At 29.4% G+C, this 24,549-nt stretch carries 14 protein-coding genes and 1 tRNA gene; 5 read left to right on the forward strand and 10 right to left on the reverse strand.

Annotation, left to right across the window (positions count from 1 at the left end; translation table 11 throughout):
* From AACZ53_RS06065 to AACZ53_RS06075, 3 genes are all read left to right on the forward strand, one after another.
* The coding region (locus AACZ53_RS06065) for a hypothetical protein (protein WP_339835842.1) at window positions 1–1,791 on the forward strand (1,791 nt) is incomplete at its 5' end.
* Between the two features lie 11 nt (window positions 1,792–1,802).
* Window positions 1,803–5,498, forward strand: a complete 3,696-nt coding sequence (locus AACZ53_RS06070; RefSeq protein ID WP_339835844.1) for a DUF6443 domain-containing protein — start codon at window positions 1,803–1,805, stop codon at window positions 5,496–5,498.
* A complete protein-coding gene (locus AACZ53_RS06075; RefSeq protein WP_339835847.1) occupies window positions 5,488–5,877 on the forward strand; it encodes a hypothetical protein in 390 nt (129 codons plus the stop codon). Before AACZ53_RS06070 ends, AACZ53_RS06075 begins: the two co-directional genes overlap by 11 nt.
* 310 nt (window positions 5,878–6,187) lie before the next feature.
* On the opposite strand, the gene AACZ53_RS06080 is transcribed toward AACZ53_RS06075, so the two are convergent.
* The 10 genes from AACZ53_RS06080 to AACZ53_RS06125 all read right to left on the reverse strand — a co-directional run bounded on the left by AACZ53_RS06080 (window position 6,188) and on the right by AACZ53_RS06125 (window position 16,931).
* Complete coding sequence (locus AACZ53_RS06080; RefSeq protein ID WP_339835850.1) at window positions 6,188–7,477, reverse strand: IS3 family transposase; 1,290 nt, start codon at window positions 7,475–7,477, stop codon at window positions 6,188–6,190.
* A gap of 618 nt (window positions 7,478–8,095) precedes the next feature.
* Window positions 8,096–9,169 (reverse strand): AbiH family protein, encoded by a 1,074-nt coding sequence (locus tag AACZ53_RS06085; RefSeq protein ID WP_339835853.1) that lies wholly within the window; start codon window positions 9,167–9,169, stop codon window positions 8,096–8,098.
* Window positions 9,170–9,399: 230 nt separating this feature from the next.
* Window positions 9,400–9,921, reverse strand: a complete 522-nt coding sequence (locus AACZ53_RS06090) for a hypothetical protein (RefSeq protein WP_339835856.1) — start codon at window positions 9,919–9,921, stop codon at window positions 9,400–9,402.
* Window positions 9,922–9,923: 2 nt separating this feature from the next.
* Window positions 9,924–13,076: an N-6 DNA methylase gene (locus tag AACZ53_RS06095; RefSeq protein WP_339835859.1), complete on the reverse strand. Its 3,153-nt coding sequence runs from the start codon at window positions 13,074–13,076 to the stop codon at window positions 9,924–9,926.
* Between the two features lie 211 nt (window positions 13,077–13,287).
* On the reverse strand, window positions 13,288–13,575 hold the full coding sequence (locus AACZ53_RS06100) for a helix-turn-helix domain-containing protein (protein ID WP_339835862.1): 288 nt from the start codon (window positions 13,573–13,575) through the stop codon (window positions 13,288–13,290).
* Between the two features lie 220 nt (window positions 13,576–13,795).
* Window positions 13,796–14,995 (reverse strand): primase-helicase family protein, encoded by a 1,200-nt coding sequence (locus AACZ53_RS06105; protein WP_339835864.1) that lies wholly within the window; start codon window positions 14,993–14,995, stop codon window positions 13,796–13,798.
* Window positions 14,992–15,318, reverse strand: a complete 327-nt coding sequence (locus tag AACZ53_RS06110; RefSeq protein WP_339835867.1) for a hypothetical protein — start codon at window positions 15,316–15,318, stop codon at window positions 14,992–14,994. The genes AACZ53_RS06105 and AACZ53_RS06110 overlap by 4 nt, the downstream gene beginning before the upstream one ends.
* A gap of 2 nt (window positions 15,319–15,320) precedes the next feature.
* Entirely contained in the window at window positions 15,321–15,611 is a 291-nt protein-coding gene (locus tag AACZ53_RS06115) for a helix-turn-helix domain-containing protein (protein WP_339835869.1), read from the reverse strand.
* Between the two features lie 71 nt (window positions 15,612–15,682).
* The gene (locus AACZ53_RS06120) at window positions 15,683–16,480 is read right to left on the reverse strand and encodes a hypothetical protein (protein WP_339835871.1); all 798 of its coding nucleotides are present in this window, start codon (window positions 16,478–16,480) and stop codon (window positions 15,683–15,685) included.
* Between the two features lie 369 nt (window positions 16,481–16,849).
* Window positions 16,850–16,931 (reverse strand) — tRNA-Leu (locus AACZ53_RS06125).
* 125 nt (window positions 16,932–17,056) lie between these two features.
* On the opposite strand from AACZ53_RS06125, the gene AACZ53_RS06130 reads away from it, so the two are divergent.
* Both AACZ53_RS06130 and AACZ53_RS06135 read left to right on the forward strand, forming a co-directional pair.
* Complete coding sequence (locus AACZ53_RS06130; protein ID WP_339835874.1) at window positions 17,057–18,445, forward strand: dipeptidase; 1,389 nt, start codon at window positions 17,057–17,059, stop codon at window positions 18,443–18,445.
* Between the two features lie 490 nt (window positions 18,446–18,935).
* Window positions 18,936–24,549 (forward strand): hypothetical protein (locus tag AACZ53_RS06135; RefSeq protein ID WP_339835877.1); only part of this gene is annotated, 5,614 nt, incomplete at its 3' end.

The following is a 24,549-nucleotide window of genomic DNA, read 5'->3' on the forward strand; positions in this document are numbered from 1 at the left end:
GGTCTTAATACTGTAACTGTTGCTGGTAATGTGTTTGCTACACTTACTATAAAAGATTTAACTATTAATAGCCCTGTAGAGTCATTTCTCATTGCAATGCCATCTCCAACTGGGAATATGAATTTTAGCGGTACAAAACAAAAAACAGTTTCTATACCTAGATCAATATTACAAGGTCATAGTTATGAAATAAAAATTATAATTAACCCAATTGATCCATCAATTAACCCAACTCCAACTCCAATGGAAGCATATGTTTCTATTGAATATTTTGATGGTTATACAATCATAGAAAATCTTGGAATACGATTAAAAAAACAAACTAATTATTCATCTGAAAATTATCCTGAGAATATTAAAAGATATTATTACTCAAAAATTGACAATCTAAACCCTACAATAGAAGAATTGCCTTTATATGGTTCAATCAATTATAGAAAATATCAGAGTCGAGTATATAATTATGTTTGCCAAAATCTAGGGTCAACTACCGGTGGAGTTGATATTAATAGTCAAAAATATTTAAGTTTATTATCTGATAAAATTGACTTAAATAATAAATTAGATTATGGTAATTATGAACATGTAACTATAAGTTTTGGAGGTGACAATTTTGAAAATGGTGGAATTGAAAAAACATTTCAAACTTCAAACAATATAGGGGCAATGCAAATAGACACAAAATTATCCACTTCCCCTTCCTTAATGGTAAATGAAAACAAATCATTAGTTGAACCAGGATATTTTTTAAATTCTATTGATATACCATTTCCAAATAATGGTAATTTAAAAAATGAAAAATATTATAATAATACATTAAAAAAAGTTTCTGAAAAAATTTACGAATATGATTCTGACCAAGTACATCGATTAAACAACATTATAGGTAAAAAAGAATATGATATTTTATTATATGCAACTAACGCTACAACAAGCAATATTATTTCAAATTATACAATTGGAACTTATCTTACAGCGTCTTCTAAAAATGAAATAAAATCAGAAGAAACTATTCAATACATCGACCCAGTTCCATTAGGTGTAGCTGACGAATCTATCTATGATAAAATAGTAACAACACAATTATATGATTATGGTGCATTAAGAGGTTTACCAATAAAAATTTCAACAAACAGTAACGACGATCTAAAGGAAACACGTTATTTTTACCCTAACCAAGTTGCACAAATAAATGGACTTAATCAATTACAAATTGATGCCGTTAATGAATTAATAAACCAATTCAAAATAGCAACACCAATTCAAGTTGAAAATTACTCTGGAATTCAAAAAACATCAACAACAAGGACTTTATTTAAATCATTTAATGGAATCCCACATCATATTTTTCCTGAAAAAATTCAATCTTCAAAAGAAAATCGACCATTCGAAGATAGGGTTATTATTAGTAATTACAATCCAAGTGGAAACCCAACAGAAGTAAAATTAGCGGATGGATCTATTACAAAATACTATTACAATAATAAAAATCAAGTAATGGGGAAAATTGAGAATTATCAAACTAGTCCCACTCTCCCTGTAGGGACAGAATTTGTTGAAATACAAGAAGGAGCAACACAATCTCAATCCTGTGCTAATAATTTAGCATATCCAAATTCAATAGTTACAACTTATGTTTACAAAAGTTCAACAGACTTACTCATTCAAATAATAGATACCAATTGCAAAACAACATATTACGAATATGACCTTTTGCATCGTTTAAAATATATTAAAGATCATGAAAGTAATATATTACAGGAATTTGAAAGTAATTATAAAAGATATTAATCTCTAGAAATATGAAAAAAACAATTATACTTTTAGTTTTAATATCACTTTCATTGAGTATTAAAGCACAAAACACAGACCAAAACTTTACTAAAGTTATTGCTTACAAAGTTGCTACAACAACCCCAATTCCAACTCCAACAATTGAACAAGCTAATGTGCAAGTAACATATTATGATGGACTAGGAAGATCAATACAACAAATTGCTCATAAACAATCTGCTTCTGGAAAAGATATTGTAACCCACATTGAATACGATCAGTTTGGTAGACAAATAAAAGACTATCTGCCGTTTACTAAAACAGCTAGTTTAGATTATCTAGATGCTAATTCTGCATCATCCGAAATAAATAGTTATTATCAGTACTATAATGGCGGTACAAGTAATCCATATAGTGAAAAACAACTAGAATCTTCTCCATTAAACAGAGTTTTTAAACAAGCTGCTCCAGGAGATAATTGGGCAATGAGTAATAATCATGTTATAAATTTTGAGTATAAAACAAACAATGATAATGAAGTTAAAAGATTTACTGCAAATGCCGAATGGAATCTACCTCTCGAATTATATGATATTACTCTAATTCCAAATAATCATTATTCTGAAAACCAACTTTATAAAACTATTACTAAAGACGAAAATTGGACTTCAGGAAACAACAACACAACCCAAGAATTCAAAAATAAACAAGGGCAAGTTATTTTAAAAAGAACTTTTAATGGAACTGATATCTTTGATACATACTACGTTTATGACCAATTTGGTAATCTAACTTATGTAATTCCACCTTTAGCTGAAGGAAACCCAACTATAGACAATCTTGAGAAACTATGTTATCAATACAAATATGATTCTCGTAATCGTTTAGTAGAAAAAAAACTACCTGGAAAACAATGGGAATTTATTGTTTATAACAAAGTAAATTTACCTGTTGCAACTGGACCAGCATTTACACCTTTTGGAGGAACAAATCAAGGGTGGATGATAACAAAATATGATGCACTTAGTAGACCTATTTCCACAGGATGGTATAATGGAGGAAACTTCACTCCTACTTCAGCCGGAAGAAAAAGTTATCAAGAAAAAATGAATACAGTTGGAGGAAGTTGGTATGAAGGAATAAATCATAATTTTACTATAAATCCAATTGATAACATTCCTACTTACTATACTGATAAAGTTTATCCGAATTGTAATACCAATCCATACAAATTATTAACTATCAATTATTATGATAATTACAATTTCCCAAATACTAACTTAATAAACTATACAGTTACAGGATCAACATTGGCAACAAATGTAAAAGGACTAACAACAGGCTCATGGGTTAGAGTTTTAGAAGGAGCAACTAACACTAATGGAGAAATATCATATACTCTCTATGACACTAAATACAGACCCGTTAGAAGTTATACTCAAAATTATTTAGGTGGTTTTACACAAGTAGATTCTGATTTAGACGATTTTAACGGCAAAGTACTTTCTACAAAAACTACTCACAAGAGAACTGCTAACGATACTCCTTTGGTTATAACTGAAACGTTTGAATATACAGCCCAAGACCGTTTGTATAAACATAAACATCAAATTTATGGCCAACCTGAAACAACTTTAACTGAAAATCATTATGATGAATTAGGTCAACTAATCCTAAAAACAACTGGTGATGGCTTACAAGATGTAGATTACAGATATAATGTTAGAGGATGGTTAACTGATATTAATGATGAAGAGATAGCATCATCTGAAGATGGTTTTGTAAATCTTGGTGCAGGAGATTTATTTGCTTTTAAAATTAGATATGATAATTTATTAAACAAATTAGGAAACTCTAAATCATTATACAATGGTAATATCTCAGAAACTTTTTGGAAAACTACAACAGATAATACAGAAAGACAATATGGCTATGAATACGACAACCTAAATCGTTTAAAAAAAGCTAATTATATTAAAAACCCGTTTTATGGTGGTGAAGAACACGAAGCATATGATGAAAGTTTGCAATATGACAAAAATGGTAATATTATAAATTTAATTCGATATGGAAAAATACAATCAGACACACAACCTATAGACAACCTAACATATACTTATATTGATGGCACTAATCAATTAAAAGGAGTTTATGATGCTACAACTTCCCCTCAAGGATTTAATGATGTAAATTTAGGTGCAATTGACTTTGAATATGATGCAAACGGAAACATGATAAAAGATCATAACAAAGGCATTACATTAATAACTTATAACCATTTAAATTTACCAACAACAATACAATTTGGAAGTGTAAATTCAATTACATATATTTACAATGCAATTGGACAGAAGGTGTTAAAAAAAGTACGAACTGGTAATGAATATGCCAATACAGATTACTTAACAGGATTCCAATACAGAAGTTCTTATACAGAAACACAAGGAAATCAAAGTACAGCTGAGTTGCAATACTTTCCAACGACAGAAGGTTATGTTCAGCAAAAAGATGGTAGGTATTTTTATGTGTATCATTATACAGATCATTTAGGTAACATTCGTTTAAGTTATTCTCTAGACCCAGAAACACAAATGATTAAAATAATGGAAGAAAACCATTACTACCCTTTTGGACTAAAGCATGAGTTTTACAATACTGCCACCATGAAGTTTGCAGAAAAAATGGCACCAAATACCAATGAAGCAATGATTGTTCTTGAACAAGCTAATAATTTTGTAGGTGATGGCAGTTATAATTATAAATACAACGGGAAAGAACTGCAAGATGAACTGGGGCTTAACATTACAGCAATGGACTTTAGAATGTACGATAATGCTTTAGGTCGTTTTCATAGTATGGATAAAATGACTGACATTTTACCATCATTATCACCTTATAGATTTGCTTTCAACAACCCTGTTAAATGGAACGATCCAAGTGGATTATTAGAAAGCGGAGACCCTGATTCTGAAGAACCAGCATTTGGATTTGTTGGTCGTGTAATTGTATTAACAGCAAAAGGAGGTAGTTCTTCAAGTGAAATCACAAGACCAGCCCAATTTAATTATAGTTTAATGGATTACAGTAGTCCTCATAGAAGAGTTTCTATGAATGATTATAATAAAGCTAAAGGAACAAACTACAGTAGTTTTGATGATTATTATTTTAATGAAAAATATAAACCCGCATACAAACAAAATATTAGTAACATACATTCTGCTACAAATTCTGCTGCTGTAACAGTTCTCACAACTGCTGCTGTTTTGACTGGTAGTGCTTATTTAATGCCTATAGTTGCATCTGCGGCACCTACAATTCAGTCCTTTACTGCAACTGCATTAACCAACCCACTTGTTCAAGATAAATTGTTGGATGTTGGCTCAAATGTTGCTTCTCAATTATGGGTTAATAGTGGAGATGTCAGTCAAGTTAATATAGCTGAAGCTACAATGAGTGCTGTAAATGGTCCTGGAGCTACAGCTATTGGTGAAATGGTTAATATAAATGCGAATTCTATATCCGAAGGAAATATGTTTGAAAGATATTCAAATGCTCAAACTGGTGTGGCTGTTGCTGGTGGTCTTGGAAGTTATGCTTTTGGACAAGCAACAGATAATTATCTATCAGGTACAGGATGGAAAGGTAAGGTTGTAGGTTTATATTTTAAATTTCTTGTAGAATCGGCTTCAAATGCAGCCCCAAATTTAGTTCCAGATGAAAAATAAGTTAATAGATTATTTTAACCAAAATAGATACAGTCTTATTTTTATTAGTATTGTTTTTATTATTGTATTCATTTTTTACATAAAAGCTAATTTTAAATTTATAGAAATAAATAAAAACAGTAAAATTGGAATTGGAAAGTTTGTGGAATACAAAAGATATCCTAAAACTAGAGATTATTATTTTGATTATTATAATAATGGAAAAAGAACAAGAGATTTAATTAAAAATCCTCCTGATGGCTTTCATAAAAAAATAGGGAAATTTTTTGAAATAAAATATTCTGAAAAGTTTAATGATATAATAGTGAATTATGAAAAACAAGTTACAGACACGGTTGCTATATTAGAAGCAGGTTTTAGTATAGAAGATATTAAATAATTGAATATAAGTTTAAAACAACAAATCAAACCACAACTTACCGTTGTGGTTTTTTGTTTTTACAGAGCAGATATATTTTTAAGCAACAACCACTTTAAACTACAACAAACAGTCACCAATATTGGTTTTTGTTTAAAAATGAGGCAGTTATAGAAGTTTAAGTTTAAGAAATATAAAACAGAGCAATTAAATAAATAGTTGTTCTGTTTTTTTTTTAGAAATCATTTATTAATAGATTAATCCCTAAAAGTTTGTCATGAGAATTCAATAATGGTCAATAAATATGTAATTTAAAGTCTAAAATATAGTTTTAATACATAGGACAACCCTTAAACTTTTGATTTACAAATATTCTATCTTTTCTAGCTTGTTCAATTCTATCTTTAAAAAAGTATTTATCAGGTGTTTTGCCATTAACAACTTCAAGAGGAGTTAAACCAAAGAGTTCTGTAGGAAATCGTTTGTTGTTATAATAATCTACAAATAGCTTTAAATTTTCTAAATGTATTGCAATTGTTTTACTCAATTCTTTCTTTAAAAATTCAGTTTTGTAAATACTATGTGTGCTTTCTGCCATATTATTAGAAAAAGGAAATTCTTGAGTTCTAGCAGTTATCTTGTTTACTAATGGTGGAGCTTTAATATGCTTTATCCAAGATAGTAATTCTCCTTTATTTTCAGAACCACCATCAGATACTATATTTATAGGCTTGGTTTTATCAAACAAATTAAACTTCTCAAAAGTTTCTTTAAACAACTCTGTTATAAAATGAGAATCTGCTTTACTAGAAGTAGATTTACAATGTAATATTGCTTTAGAAAAATTATCTTTTACAAATGCAACTTTTTGCATTCCATCTTCAAGAGTTGGAACATAAGTAATATCTACATGTAGCCATTCAAAAACTCTTGTTGCTCTAAAACCAACTTTTGCTATTTTCTTTTTATGCTTTGGTTTTTGATACCCAAGAGCTGTAGCATATTTATTAAATGTAGATTTAGCACAATTAATCAATCCATTTCTCATAGCTTGATAATAAAGAGTAGTTTTTCTTTTTCCATAATTAGTTACATCAAAAATAACTTGTTCAATTGCAAAAACTTCTTTAAAACTTAATTGATTTGGATGTTGCTTATAACACCTTTTAAAAGGAGACAACATACAATTTAATTTTCGTTTTTCTCTATAATACCAATCTTTAGAAACTCCGTAAAAAGCACATATTCTATTTATTTTAAGTTTAGAAACTGAAACTAAAGTATCTATTGAGTTTACGATTGCTTTAGAGTTAGTTTTTAATAGTGTTTTCTTTTTTGTGATAGATTTCATTACTTGCATATAACCATTGCTTATATGCATCAGCAAAATCATTGATTTACGCAAATGCTCTCGCATGTAAATGGTTTTAATATCTTCAAATTGAATTAAAAAGGGTTTTACCCAATCATCATAGTCATAATTGGTATGTTTAAATTTATTCCAATTGGAACGAGTATTTTTTGGAATTATCTCTATTTGTTTATGATCTAACATTCCGTAAACATAAAACAAGATAATAAGTGGATGATAATTTTTTTTGTAGTTATGTGATAGGTTCATAAAAATATGTATTACCTGATAAAAATCAATAGTACAAATAATTTAACATTAATAACTCATTTAAAACGTTTATCTAGAAAAAAATTTGTTTCTGTAAAAACTTTGAAATGTTAATAGCTACTTTAAAATTATATGTTTGGGAATTTTCGGTATAGTATCTAATTTTAATATTAAAAATACATTTAAACGGAAATAACGGTCATAAAACGGAAAACTGACGGCTTTTGAACGGCTATGAAACGGGAATCAATCGGAAACTGAACGGAAATCAATCGGCTTTTGAACGGCTTTTGACGGAAACTAATCGGGAAAATATTGGCTCTAAAATTACTTTTTTAACTTCCATCCTATTCTGTAAAAATCATCTACTTGTTTAATAAAAAAACTATGATTTACTTGTTTGTGCTTTTGAAATAATATTTTCAATTTCCATTGGTTTAAATCTTTAATATCTAACCAAATTGCAACTATCTTTTTATCTTTTTCAAATTCTACTATATGACTTAATCTACAATTTAGACTTTTGTCATACTTTTGGATACTCTCATGTAAGTTTGGAGTTATCTGTTTTAAAATTGAGTAAATAATTTGAATTTCAGTTTTACTTATGTAATTATATTAAAAAAGTGGATCTGAATTGTCAAATGGGACAACTTTTTTACGCATCATTCCTTTATTAGTAAAGTGTCTTGAAATTTCATATGTTTTTTCAATATAATCATTTTCGTGACTTTCTTTACCCCATTTATAATAATAGATTTTAATTGACTTACAGTTGTCATGTTCAAAAATTTCTTTTAGCATTGTCCTATCAGACAACCCACATGAGTGACCTATAATATAAACTTGAAAATTATTAGAATTTATAAAACGGATTAAATCCTGGTAATTAGATGTTTTTGAATATTGAAAAGATTTTATATGTTTAAAAAGTTCATTGTTTTTTTTGTCTTCAAAACTCAAATAATCAGTGTCATGTTCATCTCCGAATCCAAAAATAATTGGCTTTTTTGGTTCATTTAAAACACCATGAATATGATTGATTCGTGTTGGAATTATTTCATCAATACTTGGTAAATAAGATTGAAATATTGAAGTATAATTGAAATTCAAAACATAAATATTTTCAGGTCTTTTTTCTTTCTCAATATCTATAATAGTGAAATCTTTTTTAAGGTATTTATTTGTTATTAAATTATCAAATTTAGACGGATTTTGTACTAATACCCCTTCTTCAACTGATATTAGATAATTATGTAGTTTGGATTTTATAAATTCAAACTCATCATTGAAATCTCTAATTAATTCAATTTTATAATTAGCTGCATTTGCATATCTTTTTAAATAACTAAAATAATGATTTTCAAAATCTACCCATTTAATATCTTGATTTGCTCTATCAACAATTTCTTTAAAGAAGTTGCTTCTATATTTAAATGTTAATCCATTTTTACCACTTTGTTTTATTATATTGGAAAACAACTTTAGCGTTTCTTCCAAATTTATAGGTTTTTTAAACTTTTGATTTATTGAGCCATAACTATTAATTTCTACTAATAAATCTTTATGGGAGTTATCTTTAAAAAAACTCTCAAGGACATCATTTATATACCAACATAAAAAATCACTATAACTTGTTTTTAAATTATGTGCTAAATCAAAGCCATTTCCTATTAATATAAGTCTATTCATTATCTTTTTTTTTACCTTGTAATTTCATGAACTGTCAACTTATTTACTAAAGCATAAATTAATTATTTCATGTTCTAAAATTAATTAAGCAATATATAATTTTTCTTATTTTTTCTTAATTTGCATGCTGTTTTTAATCAATACACTTTGAGGTCTTTCTATTTTAACTTCAGATTTAGGTGTTTCAGTTTTTGTTTTCTTAGACTCTTCTTTTTTATTACTCATAACTATTAATTTAAAATTGATACTAGATACACTATTGAAAAAATAAAGGTACTAATTAGACTTATGAAAATTCCTTTTTTTGAATTTGCTAAATCTTCTGTTCTATTTTTATTTATTGTAAAATTATGACTTGAGCATTTCGCAAATTCTTCCTTCAAAAATTTTTGAAATTCAAAAACACTGTCTTTATGAGCTTCATCAAAACTTAATACTTCTGACATATTAGCTAATTCTAAATAGCTATGACTTTTTGCAAAATTTGAAAATGAAGAAATTAAAAAATAAATAGAAAAAGTTATTGACAGAAATGAAATAAACGTTAATAGTTTCACAACGCAAACAATTTTTTCGGACAATTCTTGATTTAGTAGATAAAAATTTATTGAAAAAATTAAAGTTAAAACCAATATTGGTAGATTAATCGCATTATTTAATTCGTGCTTTCTATTTATTTCAAAAAAATAAAACTCTTTGTATAATTCAATATTTTCAACAAACTTCTTTTTGTTTTTTTTCTTCTTTCCCATATCTAACTATTTTCAACAATTGTAATTTCCTCTTCCGTCAACCCATACAATTCATAAACCATTGAATCAATTTCTTTGTCCGTTACAACGATTTGTTGTTTTAAGTTTTGAGCTTCTGCTTTTTTGGTTTCAAAAACATCCATCCAATCCATTTCGTCTAGTTTGGTTAGTTCTTTTATGGGTTGCAACTCGTTTTTAACACGCTCTTTATTAGTTAGTTTAATAGCTTTGTTTATTTCTTTTATAAAATCTCCAAAGTCTAAATCGTACCAGTTTTCTAACTTTTTAGTTAGTTTTTCTATGGCAAATTGTGATTGTAAGTATTTTGTGAATTTTGTGCTTTTTTCTTGTAATTCTACATTTACAAACAGCATAATATTTGCTATTTTTTCAAAGTTGTGTTGAAAGTCATTACCAATTTCTATTATTGGTAGAGATTTTATTATACTCGGCTTCACTTCTGCAAATACTTTTCCAACTTGAGGGCATTTTGACTTATATATAAAATCAAATAATTTTGAATTTAATAAGCACATTAAATACTCTAATGAAAGTTTACTTGTAATAATGAATAAAGAGTTTTGAGGATAAAATTTATCTTTATCTAATACTGCCCTCAAATCATGACTTGTTCTACGTAATAATATTTTTTTGGAATTTATTTTAATTTCATTAGATGGATACATTAAATTCTTTCCATAATTAACATATTCATCTTCAAAGCAAAGATTATATCTATTAACATCTGTTCCTGTAACTAATGGAAACCATTTATCATCAATTTTAGTGTTGGAGTGATAAATTCTTTGATTTAACATTTCCCTAGTTTGTTCGGGTGTACCATGACCTACTTGATATGGTTTTATACCAAAAATAATTTCACTTGAGTTTTCAAAAGGTTTAGAAATTGCTTCAAGTTTGTTAATTAGCTCATAATTTTCAGCTTTTAATTCGACTACAATTCTATGTAAATTATCATTTAACCACATACTTTTATCTACAACGTGATTAATGATATCTTTACCGTTTCTTTGTTTTATAGTTAATACTTTGTTATTAATTGTTTTGTCATTTTTTAAAATTAATGTTGAACTTTCAACAATTGCATCACTAAATACATTATCACCATGATCAATAATTTGATTAATATCAAAATTAAGTATATACTTTCTGAAATCTGAAGCATTGTTAATAAGCAACCAAGTATTTGGAACAATAAAACCTAATAACCCTTTGTGTGGCTTTATTTTTTTTATACTCAATAACATAAAATACAGATAGCTATCTTTAATTTTTGTAGGAACTAGAGGGTAATTTTTTATTAAATAATTATTTGATGAGTCATCTAATTTTGCACCCCAAGGAGGATTTCCTATAATCACATCAAAACCACCTTTTGCAAATACAGTAGGAAATTGTTCTTGCCAATTAAAAGCTTTATCTCCTGCAACTGTTTTACTATCTATTAAACTATTTCCACACTTAATGTTGCTGTTTAGGTTGTTTAGTTTTCTACGAGGTTGTGCAGTTCGCAACCATAATGATAGTTTGGCAATTTCTACACTTTCTTCGTTTAAATCTACTCCGTAAATATTGTTTTCTAAAATGGTATTTTCTATATCGCTAAACACTAAACCACCCCCTAAAATTTTTGCTTTTAGTTCATCTATATAATTGTGTTCTTTAATTAAGAAATCTAACGCTTGGTTTAAGAAAGCACCACTACCACAAGCGGGGTCGCAAATGGTTAATTGCAACAACCAATCTCTATAAGTACCTAGTATTTCAACTAACTTAATAATAGTAGCTTGTTGGCGGTTTTTTCTACCTTTAAAATATTCTTCTTCTTTAAAACCTAATTCGTTTTTCTTTTCTTCACAAAGTTTACCAATAGTATTTTCTACTATGTATTTTGTAATGTATTTAGGAGTATAAAAAACACCGTCTTTTTTACGTTTACTTTTTTGTTTGTCAAAGTCACCACCTTCAATTTCTGCATTTACACTTTCAATTTCGTTGAGTGAGTTTTCAAAAATATGTCCTAGAATATTAACATCTACTTGGCTTTCAAAATCGTAAGCAGCTAATGCTTTTGTATGATTGTACAATAAATCATTATCAATTTCTAATTGATCTAAAACAACATCCTCTTTAAACAAACCACCATTATAAGCGTATATTTCTGCTCTATTTGTTGTTCCTTGTCTTCCAATGTCTAAAAACTTAAAGTATTGCTTAAACATGTCGTAAAGCGGCCTATCATCACCAAAATCTACATCAGCTTCCCATTTGTTTAGAATTTGTAATGTACTATTTGGTGGTAATAATCCTCTATCTTCTGCAAAGAATACAAATAAGAATCTATCAATAAGTTTTTGTGATTTTTTGAATAGATTTAGTTTTACGTTTTTTTCTAATTTTAATAAATCAGCTTTAGTTTCTTCATCTAAATCAGCTTCGTTAGTATCAGTACTAATTTTACTTAAATTACTTTTTATGCGTTTAGTGTTTCGTTTTACTAAATCACGATATAATTCTCGTTTAAAAAGAGAATAATCTTTGTAAAATTTCTTTGTAATTTGTTCTTCTTCTAATAAAGAAGCTTCTTTTATTTTTAAAGGAATGTTGTTTTCAATATGTTCTTTGTGTAAACATAAATACAATAGTTCGAATTGTTCTTTTGTTAATTCAAATAAATTAAACTCTTCAAATTCAGTTGCATCATTTATATAAAAACGTAATTTTTCATAGTTAGAAGTAATTACATAAACACATTCTTTTTGATTGGCTTTGTAATCAAAAGCTTGTTTACGTATGCTTTCTAAATCTTTTGTATTAGTTCCCTTTAACTCTATAACACCAGTTGCTTTATTGTCAAATAATATTGCACCATCTGCCTTACGAGAGTTGGTTTGATTTTTATATTCTGCAACTAAATTAAAGTTGGCATTAGGCTTTAAAGTGTAATCTAAAACATTCACAAATAAATCCGTCAAGAAAATACCTTGATATTCTTCTTCTTTAGAATTTCTAATGTTTTCTTGTATAGTAGGATTTAAAAAGTGATTAGCATATTTCTTATATGCTTTGTCAACTTTAGATTTATCAAGTAGAGTAATATATTTTTTTAGAACAGATTTCTGATATAATGCCATTGCAATAACTTTCAATAATAATTTACTAAAGTAGTATAATTAGAATGTAATTACTATTTTAAGTTTTACACATTCATAGGAAGTTATGCACAAAAGCTGCAATGAGTTGTGAGCTAAAATCATAAAATATTTAACTTAAATATAGAAAAAATACACATCATCAGTAGGATTGCAATAAATTGCAACGGTATTTTAGTTTTCGTTGCAACTATTATTTAAACCTATTTATTTTTTTGAGAGATTCTAATACTTCACTTTTTTTATATCTCACCTTATAACCAATTCTATAAGCAGGCAGAACATCTTTCTTTGTCCAATCCCAAAGAGTAACAAGCGAAACTTTTAAAATATTAGCTGTTTCCTGTCTTGTTAATAATTCATCTGCTTTTTCTTGTTGCTCCAAAAAGGATTTAAGCAACTGTTTAAATTCTATGATTAACTCATTTTTTAATTCTTCAACTGTTATGTTTTCGATTTGAATGATTTCTTTGATGTACATAATATGACTTTTAGTGTTGATTTGTTGAAAATAGTACTTTATATACTAAATATCAACACATTAACCTATCAACAATTAAGCAACAGTAAATCAACAATTGAAATTAAGTAAAAAACAACAACTGACTAGTATTTGTGTTGTTGATTACTTGTTGAAACAAAGTTGAACGCTTAAACCTTTATTTTACAAGAGTTTAAATAAGAAATTCAACAATTCAACATTAATTTGCAAATTCACTACGTTCAAAAGTGTAATATCTACCTTTTTCTGTTGTAAAACCATCTGCCATTGAACTCGAGGCGCTATAAATTTCAGAACGATACCACTTATAACTTGAGTTTTTATAATTCATATTATATTTATCTTTCAATATAGTTGCAACATAACCGCTAGAAGTATTTACACCTCTATTTTTAAGCATTGCAATAATATTATTTAGAGTATAACACAAGGCATTAACTTCAAAAACGGCAAATTCATCTTTTAGCATTTCTTCTAATTCTTTTTCAATGGAAGTTCTATTGCCAGTTATTAATACATCTAATGCTTCAGTATGAATTTGTTCCTTTGTAAACCACATTCTAGTAGTTTTCTTTGCTTTAATTTCTCTTGTATTTAAAAAATAGGCAAATGCAGGAATTTCTGTTATTAATTCATCTAACAAATTTGGGTCGATACTGTTTCCTAATGTTGGTACTTTTCTAACCCAATAACGAATTTCATTAGAATCAATTTTTACGAAATTTTCTTCATTATTGGAACACAATATGAATTTTCCAAAAAACTCAACTTCTTCTTTGTCCTTACCTTTAGATTCAGCTTTGTAATACTTTGCAGTAGATAAATTTTTTATACGTTCACTATCATCTTTTTTATCTAATAATACCTCGTCAATTGCAACAATTAGTTTTCCAGCCCAATCACTATTAAACCTACTTCTGAAATCCTCATTTGTATTTAAAGTCATGTTTCCCTCAAAAATGGATTTTAATAGGTTTAAAAATGTAGTTTTTCCAGTATTTCGTTCTTCACTTACTAAACAAAATATAGGTAGAACTTGTGTTGGTAATTTCCACAATATTGTTAAATAATCAAGTCCTAAATCATACTGTTCATTAAAAATATGTCTAAGCAAATTTTCGATTTTATCCCAATTTCCTTCCGAATTCAATTGATATGAAATTGGTTCGTATTTGTTATAAAAACCGTTAATTATCTTTTGAAAATCATTGTGAGCTGGAATAAAACAAAAACCGTCAAACTTTTCAATTTTGGTAAGTACATCTTTTCCAAAATCATCAACAATAGTTTGTTTATTCCACTTTCTTAAGACCTTTATGTCTTCTCCTGTCATTGGAATTGTAGTTTCTTTATAATAATCAATTCCGACTCTTATATATTGTTTAATGTCTTTTTTCATACTCCTAATTTTAGAAATGCAGAGCATGAATTATAAGTTCTTTTTGTATTTAAAATCTCAATAAGAACTTTTGACAAATTTTCATCATCTTTAAAAAGTCGATTTGTTTCGGTTGCGATGACAAATGGCATTGCAAAATTTATTCTATTAATTAAACCGATAGTAATTCTCAACTTTTCCTCTACTTTTTCACAATAAGAATAAATATATTCATTTCTACTAAAATCAAGTTGTAATGTGTCATTTGCTGATTTTATATCCAATAAATTATGATTTACATCATCTAAAATAAGTTGAGGGTTTTTATTAAATGTTGTTTGCATGGCTAGAATTTATTTTGAGAGTTAATAAATTCTGTAATATCACATCTTTTGTAAAGAACTTTTCCACCAATTTTATAAACTGGCAGTAAATTATCTTTGGTAAGTTGCCAAAGTTTTACTAAAGAAATGTTTAGTTTTTTTGCAGTTTCGATTCGAGGAACTAAATCCTCTTTGTTCTCTGCTACTTTTTGGTTGCTAAAACCTAAATCCTTGATTTGGTCAACAACACCTCTGATGATTTCATTTTTGAAATCATCAGAGTTTTCGATTTTGATTTGAATAAATTTTTCCATCTATTAATGTTTGATGGAACAAAGATTAATATTCGTTAAAAATAAAATTTACTCAGTTTTACTCAAATTTTTTACTCAGATTGCTGAGTAAATTTTTCAGTTAAAGAATTAAAGATTACAAAATTCTTTTTCCATACAGTATTCTCTTTATCAGAAGTTTCTTCTTGAATTCTTTTAAATGATACTAAATTGTAGGTTTCCATAATAAAAACCCTATATACTTTACTATCTTTGTCGGCTTGCCAAATTTTATTTTTTTTTTGGAGGTATTTAAAAAGCATACTGTAAAATGAAGTATCAGCTTCTTCTTCCCAATTTTTAATAATATACTCAAAAAGTTTTTGGCTTTCATTATCTTTAAAAATATTATTGCGGGTGTAGGTTACTTCATTTTCTTTTTTAGAAGAAATTGCCATACCACCCTTAATACGTTCGTTTAAATATAAAATCAAATTATGAAAATTATAAGTTTCTCTATATCGTACACAAACTGTTAAATTTTCTATACTGTGATTAAAAATATAATCATTCAGCTCTTCAACAAATTCAAATAATGCATATTCTAGACGAACTAATAAATCATCGTACTGATATAAATTCGGATTGATTAAAGAATTCACCCACTCAAATTTGTCTTTCTTAAATGCATCAAAATCCTCTAAAAGTTTTATTCTTTTAGATTTATAAAATTCTAATTTTTCATCTGGAAGTCTTATTGAAAATTCAAAATCTATCTCTTGTTTAAGCCTTTCTAAATTAAAGTCAAAATAATCAGTGGCATTATCTATTATTTCATTACATATATTAAATAACAATTTAGGGTTTAGTTCGTAGATTTTATTATCCAGGAAAAATAAATTTCCAAACATAAATTTATTCTCAGGAACATATTTTAACTTCCAGAAAGTATTTGGATATGGATTCTTTATAATAAATGGTGTGTGTAATTGAATATAAATTCCATTAAAAATAAATAACCTTTTCATTTCAATTTCGGAATATTTTTGAAAACTATTTTTATGATCTAAAAGTTCATAATCTACGTCATCATAATATTTTTGGTATAAATTCCTTACCGCCATAGTCATATATATATATATTGTTGTGAATAATAAAATTAATATTAATTAAAAGTAGTTAAAAAAGAAAATAAAAACACATTCGGGGGAATATTAGGGGGATATAAAAATAAAAAAGCCTTAATATATTGATTTACAATAGATTAAGGCTTTATTCTGTGCGGGTAAAAGGACTCGAACCTTCACACCTTGCGGCACCAGATCCTAAGTCTGGCGTGTCTACCAATTTCACCATACCCGCGAATATTGGTTTCTCGTATTATGAGGGTGCAAATATAAAAATAATTCTTATATATAAATTAAGAAATGTAAATTTTTTTACCATCTATTTTTTTGTATTTTTGACATTATCATTAAAACCTCAAAATGAACAACATAAAACAATACGTTCAAGAAAACAAAGAACGCTTTCTAAACGAATTAATCGAACTACTAAAAATTCCATCAGTAAGTGCAGATAGTGCTTATTCTCACGATGTTATCGCAACAGCCGATGTGGTTAAAGCTAGTCTAGAAAAAGCAGGTTGTGACTTCGTAGAAATGTGTGAAACTCCAGGTTATCCAATTGTATACGGTGAAAAAATAATCGACAAATCTTTACCAACAATTTTAGTTTATGGTCATTATGATGTGCAGCCACCAGATCCAATCGAATTATGGACTTCGCCTCCATTTGAACCTGTAATAAAAACTACAGAAATTCATCCTGAAGGAGCTATTTTTGCTCGTGGCGCTTGTGATGACAAAGGTCAAATGTACATGCACGTTAAAGCATTTGAATATATGATTGCTAATGATTGTTTGCCTTGTAATGTAAAATTCATGATTGAAGGTGAAGAAGAAGTTGGTTCAAAAAGTTTAAGTTGGTTCGTAGAACGTAATCAAGAAAAATTAGCCAATAATGTAATCTTAATTTCTGATACAGGTATGATTTCAAACGATCAACCATCAATCACAACTGGTTTACGTGGTTTAAGTTATGTTGAAGTTTGTGTTACTGGTCCAAATCGTGATTTACACTCTGGTTTATATGGTGGTGCAGTTGCTAATCCAATAAATATTTTGACAAAAATGATTGCTTCGCTTCATGATGAAAACAATCACATTACAATTCCAGGCTTTTATGATAAAGTTGAAGAATTGTCACTAGAAGAAAGAGCTGAAATGGCAAAAGCTCCTTTTTTATTAGAAAATTATAAAAAAGCATTAGACATTGATGAGGTTTATGGAGAAGCTGGTTATACTACAAACGAAAGAAACTCAATCCGTCCAACTTTAGATGTAAACGGAATTTGGGGTGGCTATACTGGTGAAGGTGCAAAAACAGTTATCGCAAGTAAAGCCTTCGCAAAAATATCTATGCGCTTAGTTCCAAACCAAGATTGGCAAGAAATCACAGAATTATTTAAAAATCATTTTGAAAGCATTGCTCCAAAATCTGTAACGGTAACTGTAACACCTCATCATGGTGGACAAGGATACGTAACACCAATTGACAGCATTGGTTATAAAGCAGCAAACATGGCTTATACAGAAACGTTTGGAAAACCTGCTATTCCTGTTCGTTCTGGAGGCAGTATTCCAATTGTAGCCTTATTCGAAAAAGAATTAAAATCAAAAACAATATTAATGGGCTTTGGTTTAGATTCAGATGCCATTCATTCACCAAATGAACATTTTGGGGTTTTTAATTATTTAAAATGCATTGAAACGATTCCATTATTTTATAAATATTTTGTGGAATTAAGCAAATAACAAACTAACAAGTTTCAAAAACCTGCTCTAGATAGCATTAAAATCCATTTATTCTTTATTGAGTAAATGGATTTTTTATTTGGAGGTTATTTGTTGTTCAAATAAATATTTTATTTTAAATAAAAAAACCACAATATATGGCTTTGCGAGCTCACTTCTATTAAAAGTTTTTAGTAAGAGTTCAAACAATCGTTTCTAAAAAAAATGGTAAACTCCTATGAAAATAAAACACTATAAAGCAATTCTTGACTTAAAATTCTTTTCAAATTAAGACCTTTTTTAATAATTGAAATAAAAGCATATGTAAGCAAATAAATAAAAGAGTATTTTCTTACTAAAATATTTTGCTTTTCTCTAAAAAAATGTGTTTTTATTTTTCAAAAAGTTCGAAATTATTGACTTTTTAGATTGCTTGAAATATATTTTTAGCATTATTAATTTGAAATTAATTTAACATTACATTTGTGATATATACTAATATTAATCAAATATGACAAAAAATTACGATTCAGTTGCAACTAGGCTACTTTCTAGTTCAACAATTTCTTCAATAAGAGAAGTTATCTCGTACACCTCAAAAAAACGAAATTTACATTTGCTTTTAGTAGTGGCTGTTACTTTGTTTTCTTTTGTTTTTACTCAAGCGCAGTCTACGGCGAATTATGCTTTTAGTACAAACACAACAGGTTCTTTGGCATTAGATGCTAATGGAAATTCTGTGGATATGTCTACAGGAGCAACCGCGTTAGTTGCTGCCGCAAGTGATCAAGGAGTTTCTCCGATTACTAATATAGGTTTTAACTATATTTTTTATGGTGCCAATTTTACACAATTTTCAGTATCTGCAAATGGAGTAATGCAACTTGGAGGAACAGCAGTTTCTGGTTCTACCTATGTTACTAGTGGTGGTTCGGTTACTTTACCGAAATTATCTGCCATTTCTTCAGATGCCATAACCGCTTCTGCAGCAGATGGTGGTGGAGTTACTAGTAAATTAGTAGGTACCGCACCAAACAGATGTTTGGTAGTGCAATGGGTTTCTTATTTGTATTGGCTAAATACTGCAAGTCCTGCCACTTTTCAGGTAAGATTATATGAAACAACAGGAGTTGTAGAATATGTTTATGGAGCAATGCCGGTAGGATCATCAACTTATTCTTCTGGTTTTACTACAGGATTCTCAGTTGGTGCTGCCGCAAATCAAGTTGCTGGTGTAACTACAAGTACCAATACTGTCAGTTATACTGCGATTACAGCGAATATGTATGCTGCCGCAACAAATGTTACAAATTTACATTCGACAACAAATGGAAGTAGAACAGTATATCGATTTACACCACCATCAATTGTTACGGGAGATGTTACTAGTTTAACATTTTCTGCAGTTACTGCAAATGCCACCACTTTAAATTGGAATGACAACGCGACCAATGAAAGTTCATTTATAATTACAAGAGCAACCGATGCTACTTTCACACAAAACGTTTCAACAACTACCGTAGCTTCCACTACATCTATTGGAACTGGAACTGCTTACACATCAGTGCAAACTGGATTAAGTGCTGGAACTACTTATTATTACAAAGTAGCAGCAGCAGTAGAAGCTGGGTTTTCTACTGGAATTACTGGGAATCAAACTACTCTTAGCGGAGCTACTTATTATTGGACTGGTTTAACTGGTACAAATTGGGATATATTCTCTAATTGGAATACTTCAGCTGACGGAACTGGTTCTGCACCAACTGCATGGGCAACTTCGGATGTATATATTATTGACGGAGCCGAGACTACTCCAGGTGGTACATTGTCAATAATTATAGACAGAGTAAGTTTTACTGTTGGACAGATAAAAATTACCAGCAATACCAATCTTACTTTAACCTCAAGTGCTACAACTACGAGAACAATTACTATTTCTGGTGGTCCAAATGAAGATTTTGTTTTAGAAAATGGAAGTACATTAAATCTTAATTCGGCTACAAATGCAGTAGCTTTTGCTTTTGCTGGATCAGGAAACACTGGAGTTTTAGCAGGAATTTATATTGCAAATGGTTCGACATCAAATACTATAAATACAACTGGTGGGACAGGAACATTGGTAACAGTAAATTCTACTGGAAACATTACTAGTAATCTAAACTCAAGTTCAGGCTGTATAACTGGAAATGCAACTAGTTTATTATTTGAAAATGGAAGTAACTTTACACATTCAAATAGTACAACAGTTAATTACATTCCAACTGCTACTTGGCAACTAACCGCTACAGCAACATTAAACGGAAATACAACTGGAACATCTTTAACTTCTGGATCTACTAGTCTTGGAAACCTAATAATAAATAACACTTTATCTACATCTACACTAAGTGCTTTTACTTCAAACGTTAGAACAATTCAAGGAAACTTAACAATTAATAGTACTGGAACAGGCCGTTTTAGAGCAAAAACTTCTGGTTTAGTTACTATAAACGGAAATTTAATAATAAATGCAGGGATTTTTGAAGTAGGAAGTGCATCTGGTGGAGGAGTAATTGTAAAAGGTAATACTATCGTTGCACCTGGAGCTACATTAGATTTTAATCAATCTATATTACAAAACGAAGGGAACATGATAAATGACGGTTCTGCTTTAAGTTCAGAAACTACTACTATTAATTCAGCTTTAAACTTTATAGGAACTACAACACCTCAAACATTGTCAGGTAGTGGAACTTTTACTGGAAGAATATCCTCTTTTGGTGTCTCAAATCCATCAGGTTTAACAATTTCAACTCCAGTGTTAACACAAAGGGTAAATTTATTTACAGGATTAGTTACAGGTTCATCTAATATTACTATCGGAACAGGTTTAGCTCTAGGAGCTGCAGTTCAAATTGGTACAGCTGGCAACACAAATTCTGGAGGTAATTTTGATGTTTTACCTATATTTAATCTCGGAACAGGTACATATACAATTTTATACTTGGGAGAAACAACACCTAGAACAACAGGTTTTGAAGTTCCACCCACAAGAAGTATTAATAATGTAACTTTAGATAATACAAATGGTTTAACTATTTCAGGAGGTACTATTGAAGTTTTAAATGGATTAACCTTAACTAATGGTATAGTAACTTCTACATTAGCAAATCATGTAATACATGGCTCAGCTACTACTGCAGGTTTATTAACCGGAGGCTCAGCGACTTCTTATGTTAATGGCCCAATTGTAAGAACAATTAGTGATGCAAATGCTAGTACAAATTATGTCTTATATCCTGTTGGAAAAGCAGGAGTATATGCTCCAATTTGGTTAGCACCAGCAACTACTTCTGCTTCTAAGTTTAAAGCAGAAGCATTTTCTTCAAACGTTGGCACGTCTGATCCATCTATTATTGGATTATCTACAACTAGAAGATGGGAAGCAATTACTACTTCTGGAACATTTACAGATATTAATGTTCGTTTAGCGGATGCAACTATTGCCTCAACTAACATTCCAGTTCAAGCACCTAGTGCTGCGGGAGCTTATTCATCTGCTTTTGGAAGTGTTGCTACTTATGCTGCTGGCACACCTAACACAGTTCAATCTGACTTTACAGTAACTAGTTCAAGCTATACAGGGTTTTTATCTTTTGCTAATTCAAACGCTTGTACTGGCACTCCTGTACCAGGAAACACAATCGCTTCTTCTAGTTCAATTTGTTTTGGAGAAAGTGTTACATTAAGTTTACAAAATATAACGAATGGTTCGGGAGTAACTTATCAGTGGAAATCTTCTACAGATGGTACTACATATTCAACTATACCAGGAGCAACAAACTCTTCATTAACTATTATTCCTACAGTAGCTACATATTATATTTGTGATGTAACTTGTTCAGCTGGTCCTTCTACAGGAACTTCAGTTGCTGTTCAAGTTAATTTCTCAAATAGTATAACAGCTACAACACCTGGTATAAGATGTGGAACTGGGACTGTTGATTTAGTTGCAACACCAAACACAGGTGCTTCAGTTAATTGGTATACAGCTCAAACAGGTGGATCTTTATTAGGTTCTGGAAATAACTTTACTACACCTAGTATTTCAGCTACTACTACTTATTACGCAAGTGCTAATACTGCTACACCTGGAAATTTAACTTTAGGAAACGGTACTGCTTTAACTAGTTCAACTTCACAAAACAGTATATTTTGTAACTATTGGTATCAAGGATGGAAACAAATGGTATTTACAGCAACTGAGCTACAAGCTGCTGGTTTAAATGGTGGAAACATAAATTCAATAACTTTTAATATTGCTTCATTACCGAGCCCTGCAACAGTAAATAATTTTTCAGTAAGCATAGGTACTTCATCTAATTCGGCATTATCAACTTTTACAACAACTGGACTTAGTTCTCATTTTGGACCTGTAAATTACACTCCAACTTTAGGATTAAATACAATAACATTGACTACACCTTATAATTGGGATGGTGTATCAAATATTATAATAGATATAAGAGAACTTGGTCAATATGGCTCTTCAAACAGTACTACTTATGTTACAACTACTACTACAAACACTGTAGTTCATGGATATTCTAGTACAAATAACTCAAGTTATTATACTTCTAGTCCTGCAGCAACTCCTAGTAACACAAGACCGAATGTTATTTTTAACGGTCAAATTGCTTGTTCTTCTATAAGAGTACCTGTTTTAGCTACAGTAACAACTGCACCAGCTTTAACTTTAAGTGCTTCAACAACTGCAATATGTGAATCAGACTCTTCGAGTGCTGTTACTTTAACATCTATGGTTGGTGATTATAACACTTATGTTTGGTCACCAGCAACTGGAGTAACAGGTAATGAAGTAACTGGTTGGTCATTTAATCCAAGTGTTACAACTTTGTACACCTTAACAGCTACTCAAACAAGTGGCAGTTTATGTTCTACAACGGCAAACTTTACTGTTACTGTAAACCCTAGACCTTCAATAATGACTGTTGCTGATGCAACTGTTTGTGTTGATGCAATTCAAAGTTTAATTGTTACTGGAGGAACTTTAGGAGTTGAAGGAAAAGTAGGTTCTGGAATTTCAACAAATACGACTTCTACACCTTTCAGAGGATTTTATGGTGGTTCAAAAACTCAAGCTTTATATACTGCTTCAGAATTAACAGCTTTGGGAATGGTAGCTGGACAAAACATTAATACAATTGGATTTGTAGCACTTTCAGGAACACCTTTAGTGTTAAATAACTTTACAATTAATGCAGGTTTTGTATCTGATACAACTTTAGGTTCAAGTTTTATTTCTGGGGCTACAAATGTAGTTTTAGCACCTGTAAACTATACTCCAAGTACTGGTTCAGGAAACTTAGATTTTATTTTAACAACACCATTAAATTGGGATGGAACTTCTAATTTATTAATTGAGACTTGTTTTAATAATAACAATGGTGGTGGAGCTTCTACAAATTCTATATCTGTAGAATCTTCAACAGTTGCAACAGGTTTGAATTTATATCGTTCGCAAGATAGTACTGCTGATGTTTGTTCAAATACAACTGCTCCTTCATCTTCATTGACTAGACCTAATCTTAGAATATCTACTATTGAGTCAACTTTAACTACATGGTCACCAGTAAATGATTTATATACTGATGCTGCAGCAACTGTAGCTTATGTAGCTAATTCAAGTGCAACAACAGTTTATTTTAAATCTTCAACGGCTGCAGCTGCAACTACGTATACTATTACTGCTACAACTTCTCTAGGATGTTTTAGAACAACAACTGCAAATGTTACTGTTAATGCATTAACATCAAATAGTACTTCGATATCAGTTTGTGATTCATATACTTGGGCTGAAAATGGAGTAACGTATACAACATCTGGTGTTTATTCATCAGTTACTGGTTGTAATACAGAAACTTTAAATTTAACTATCACAACAAGTTCATCATTACCAAATGAAGTAGTATCTGCATGTGATACATATACTTGGGCTGCAAATGGAACGACTTATACAACTGGTGGAACATATACTTCGACAACAAATTGTGTAACTAGTACTTTAAACTTAACTATCACAACAAGTTCATCATTACCAAATGAAGTAGTATCTGCATGTGATA

This window comes from uncultured Flavobacterium sp. (genome assembly GCF_963975005.1).
Classification (GTDB): Bacteria; Bacteroidota; Bacteroidia; order Flavobacteriales; family Flavobacteriaceae; genus Flavobacterium.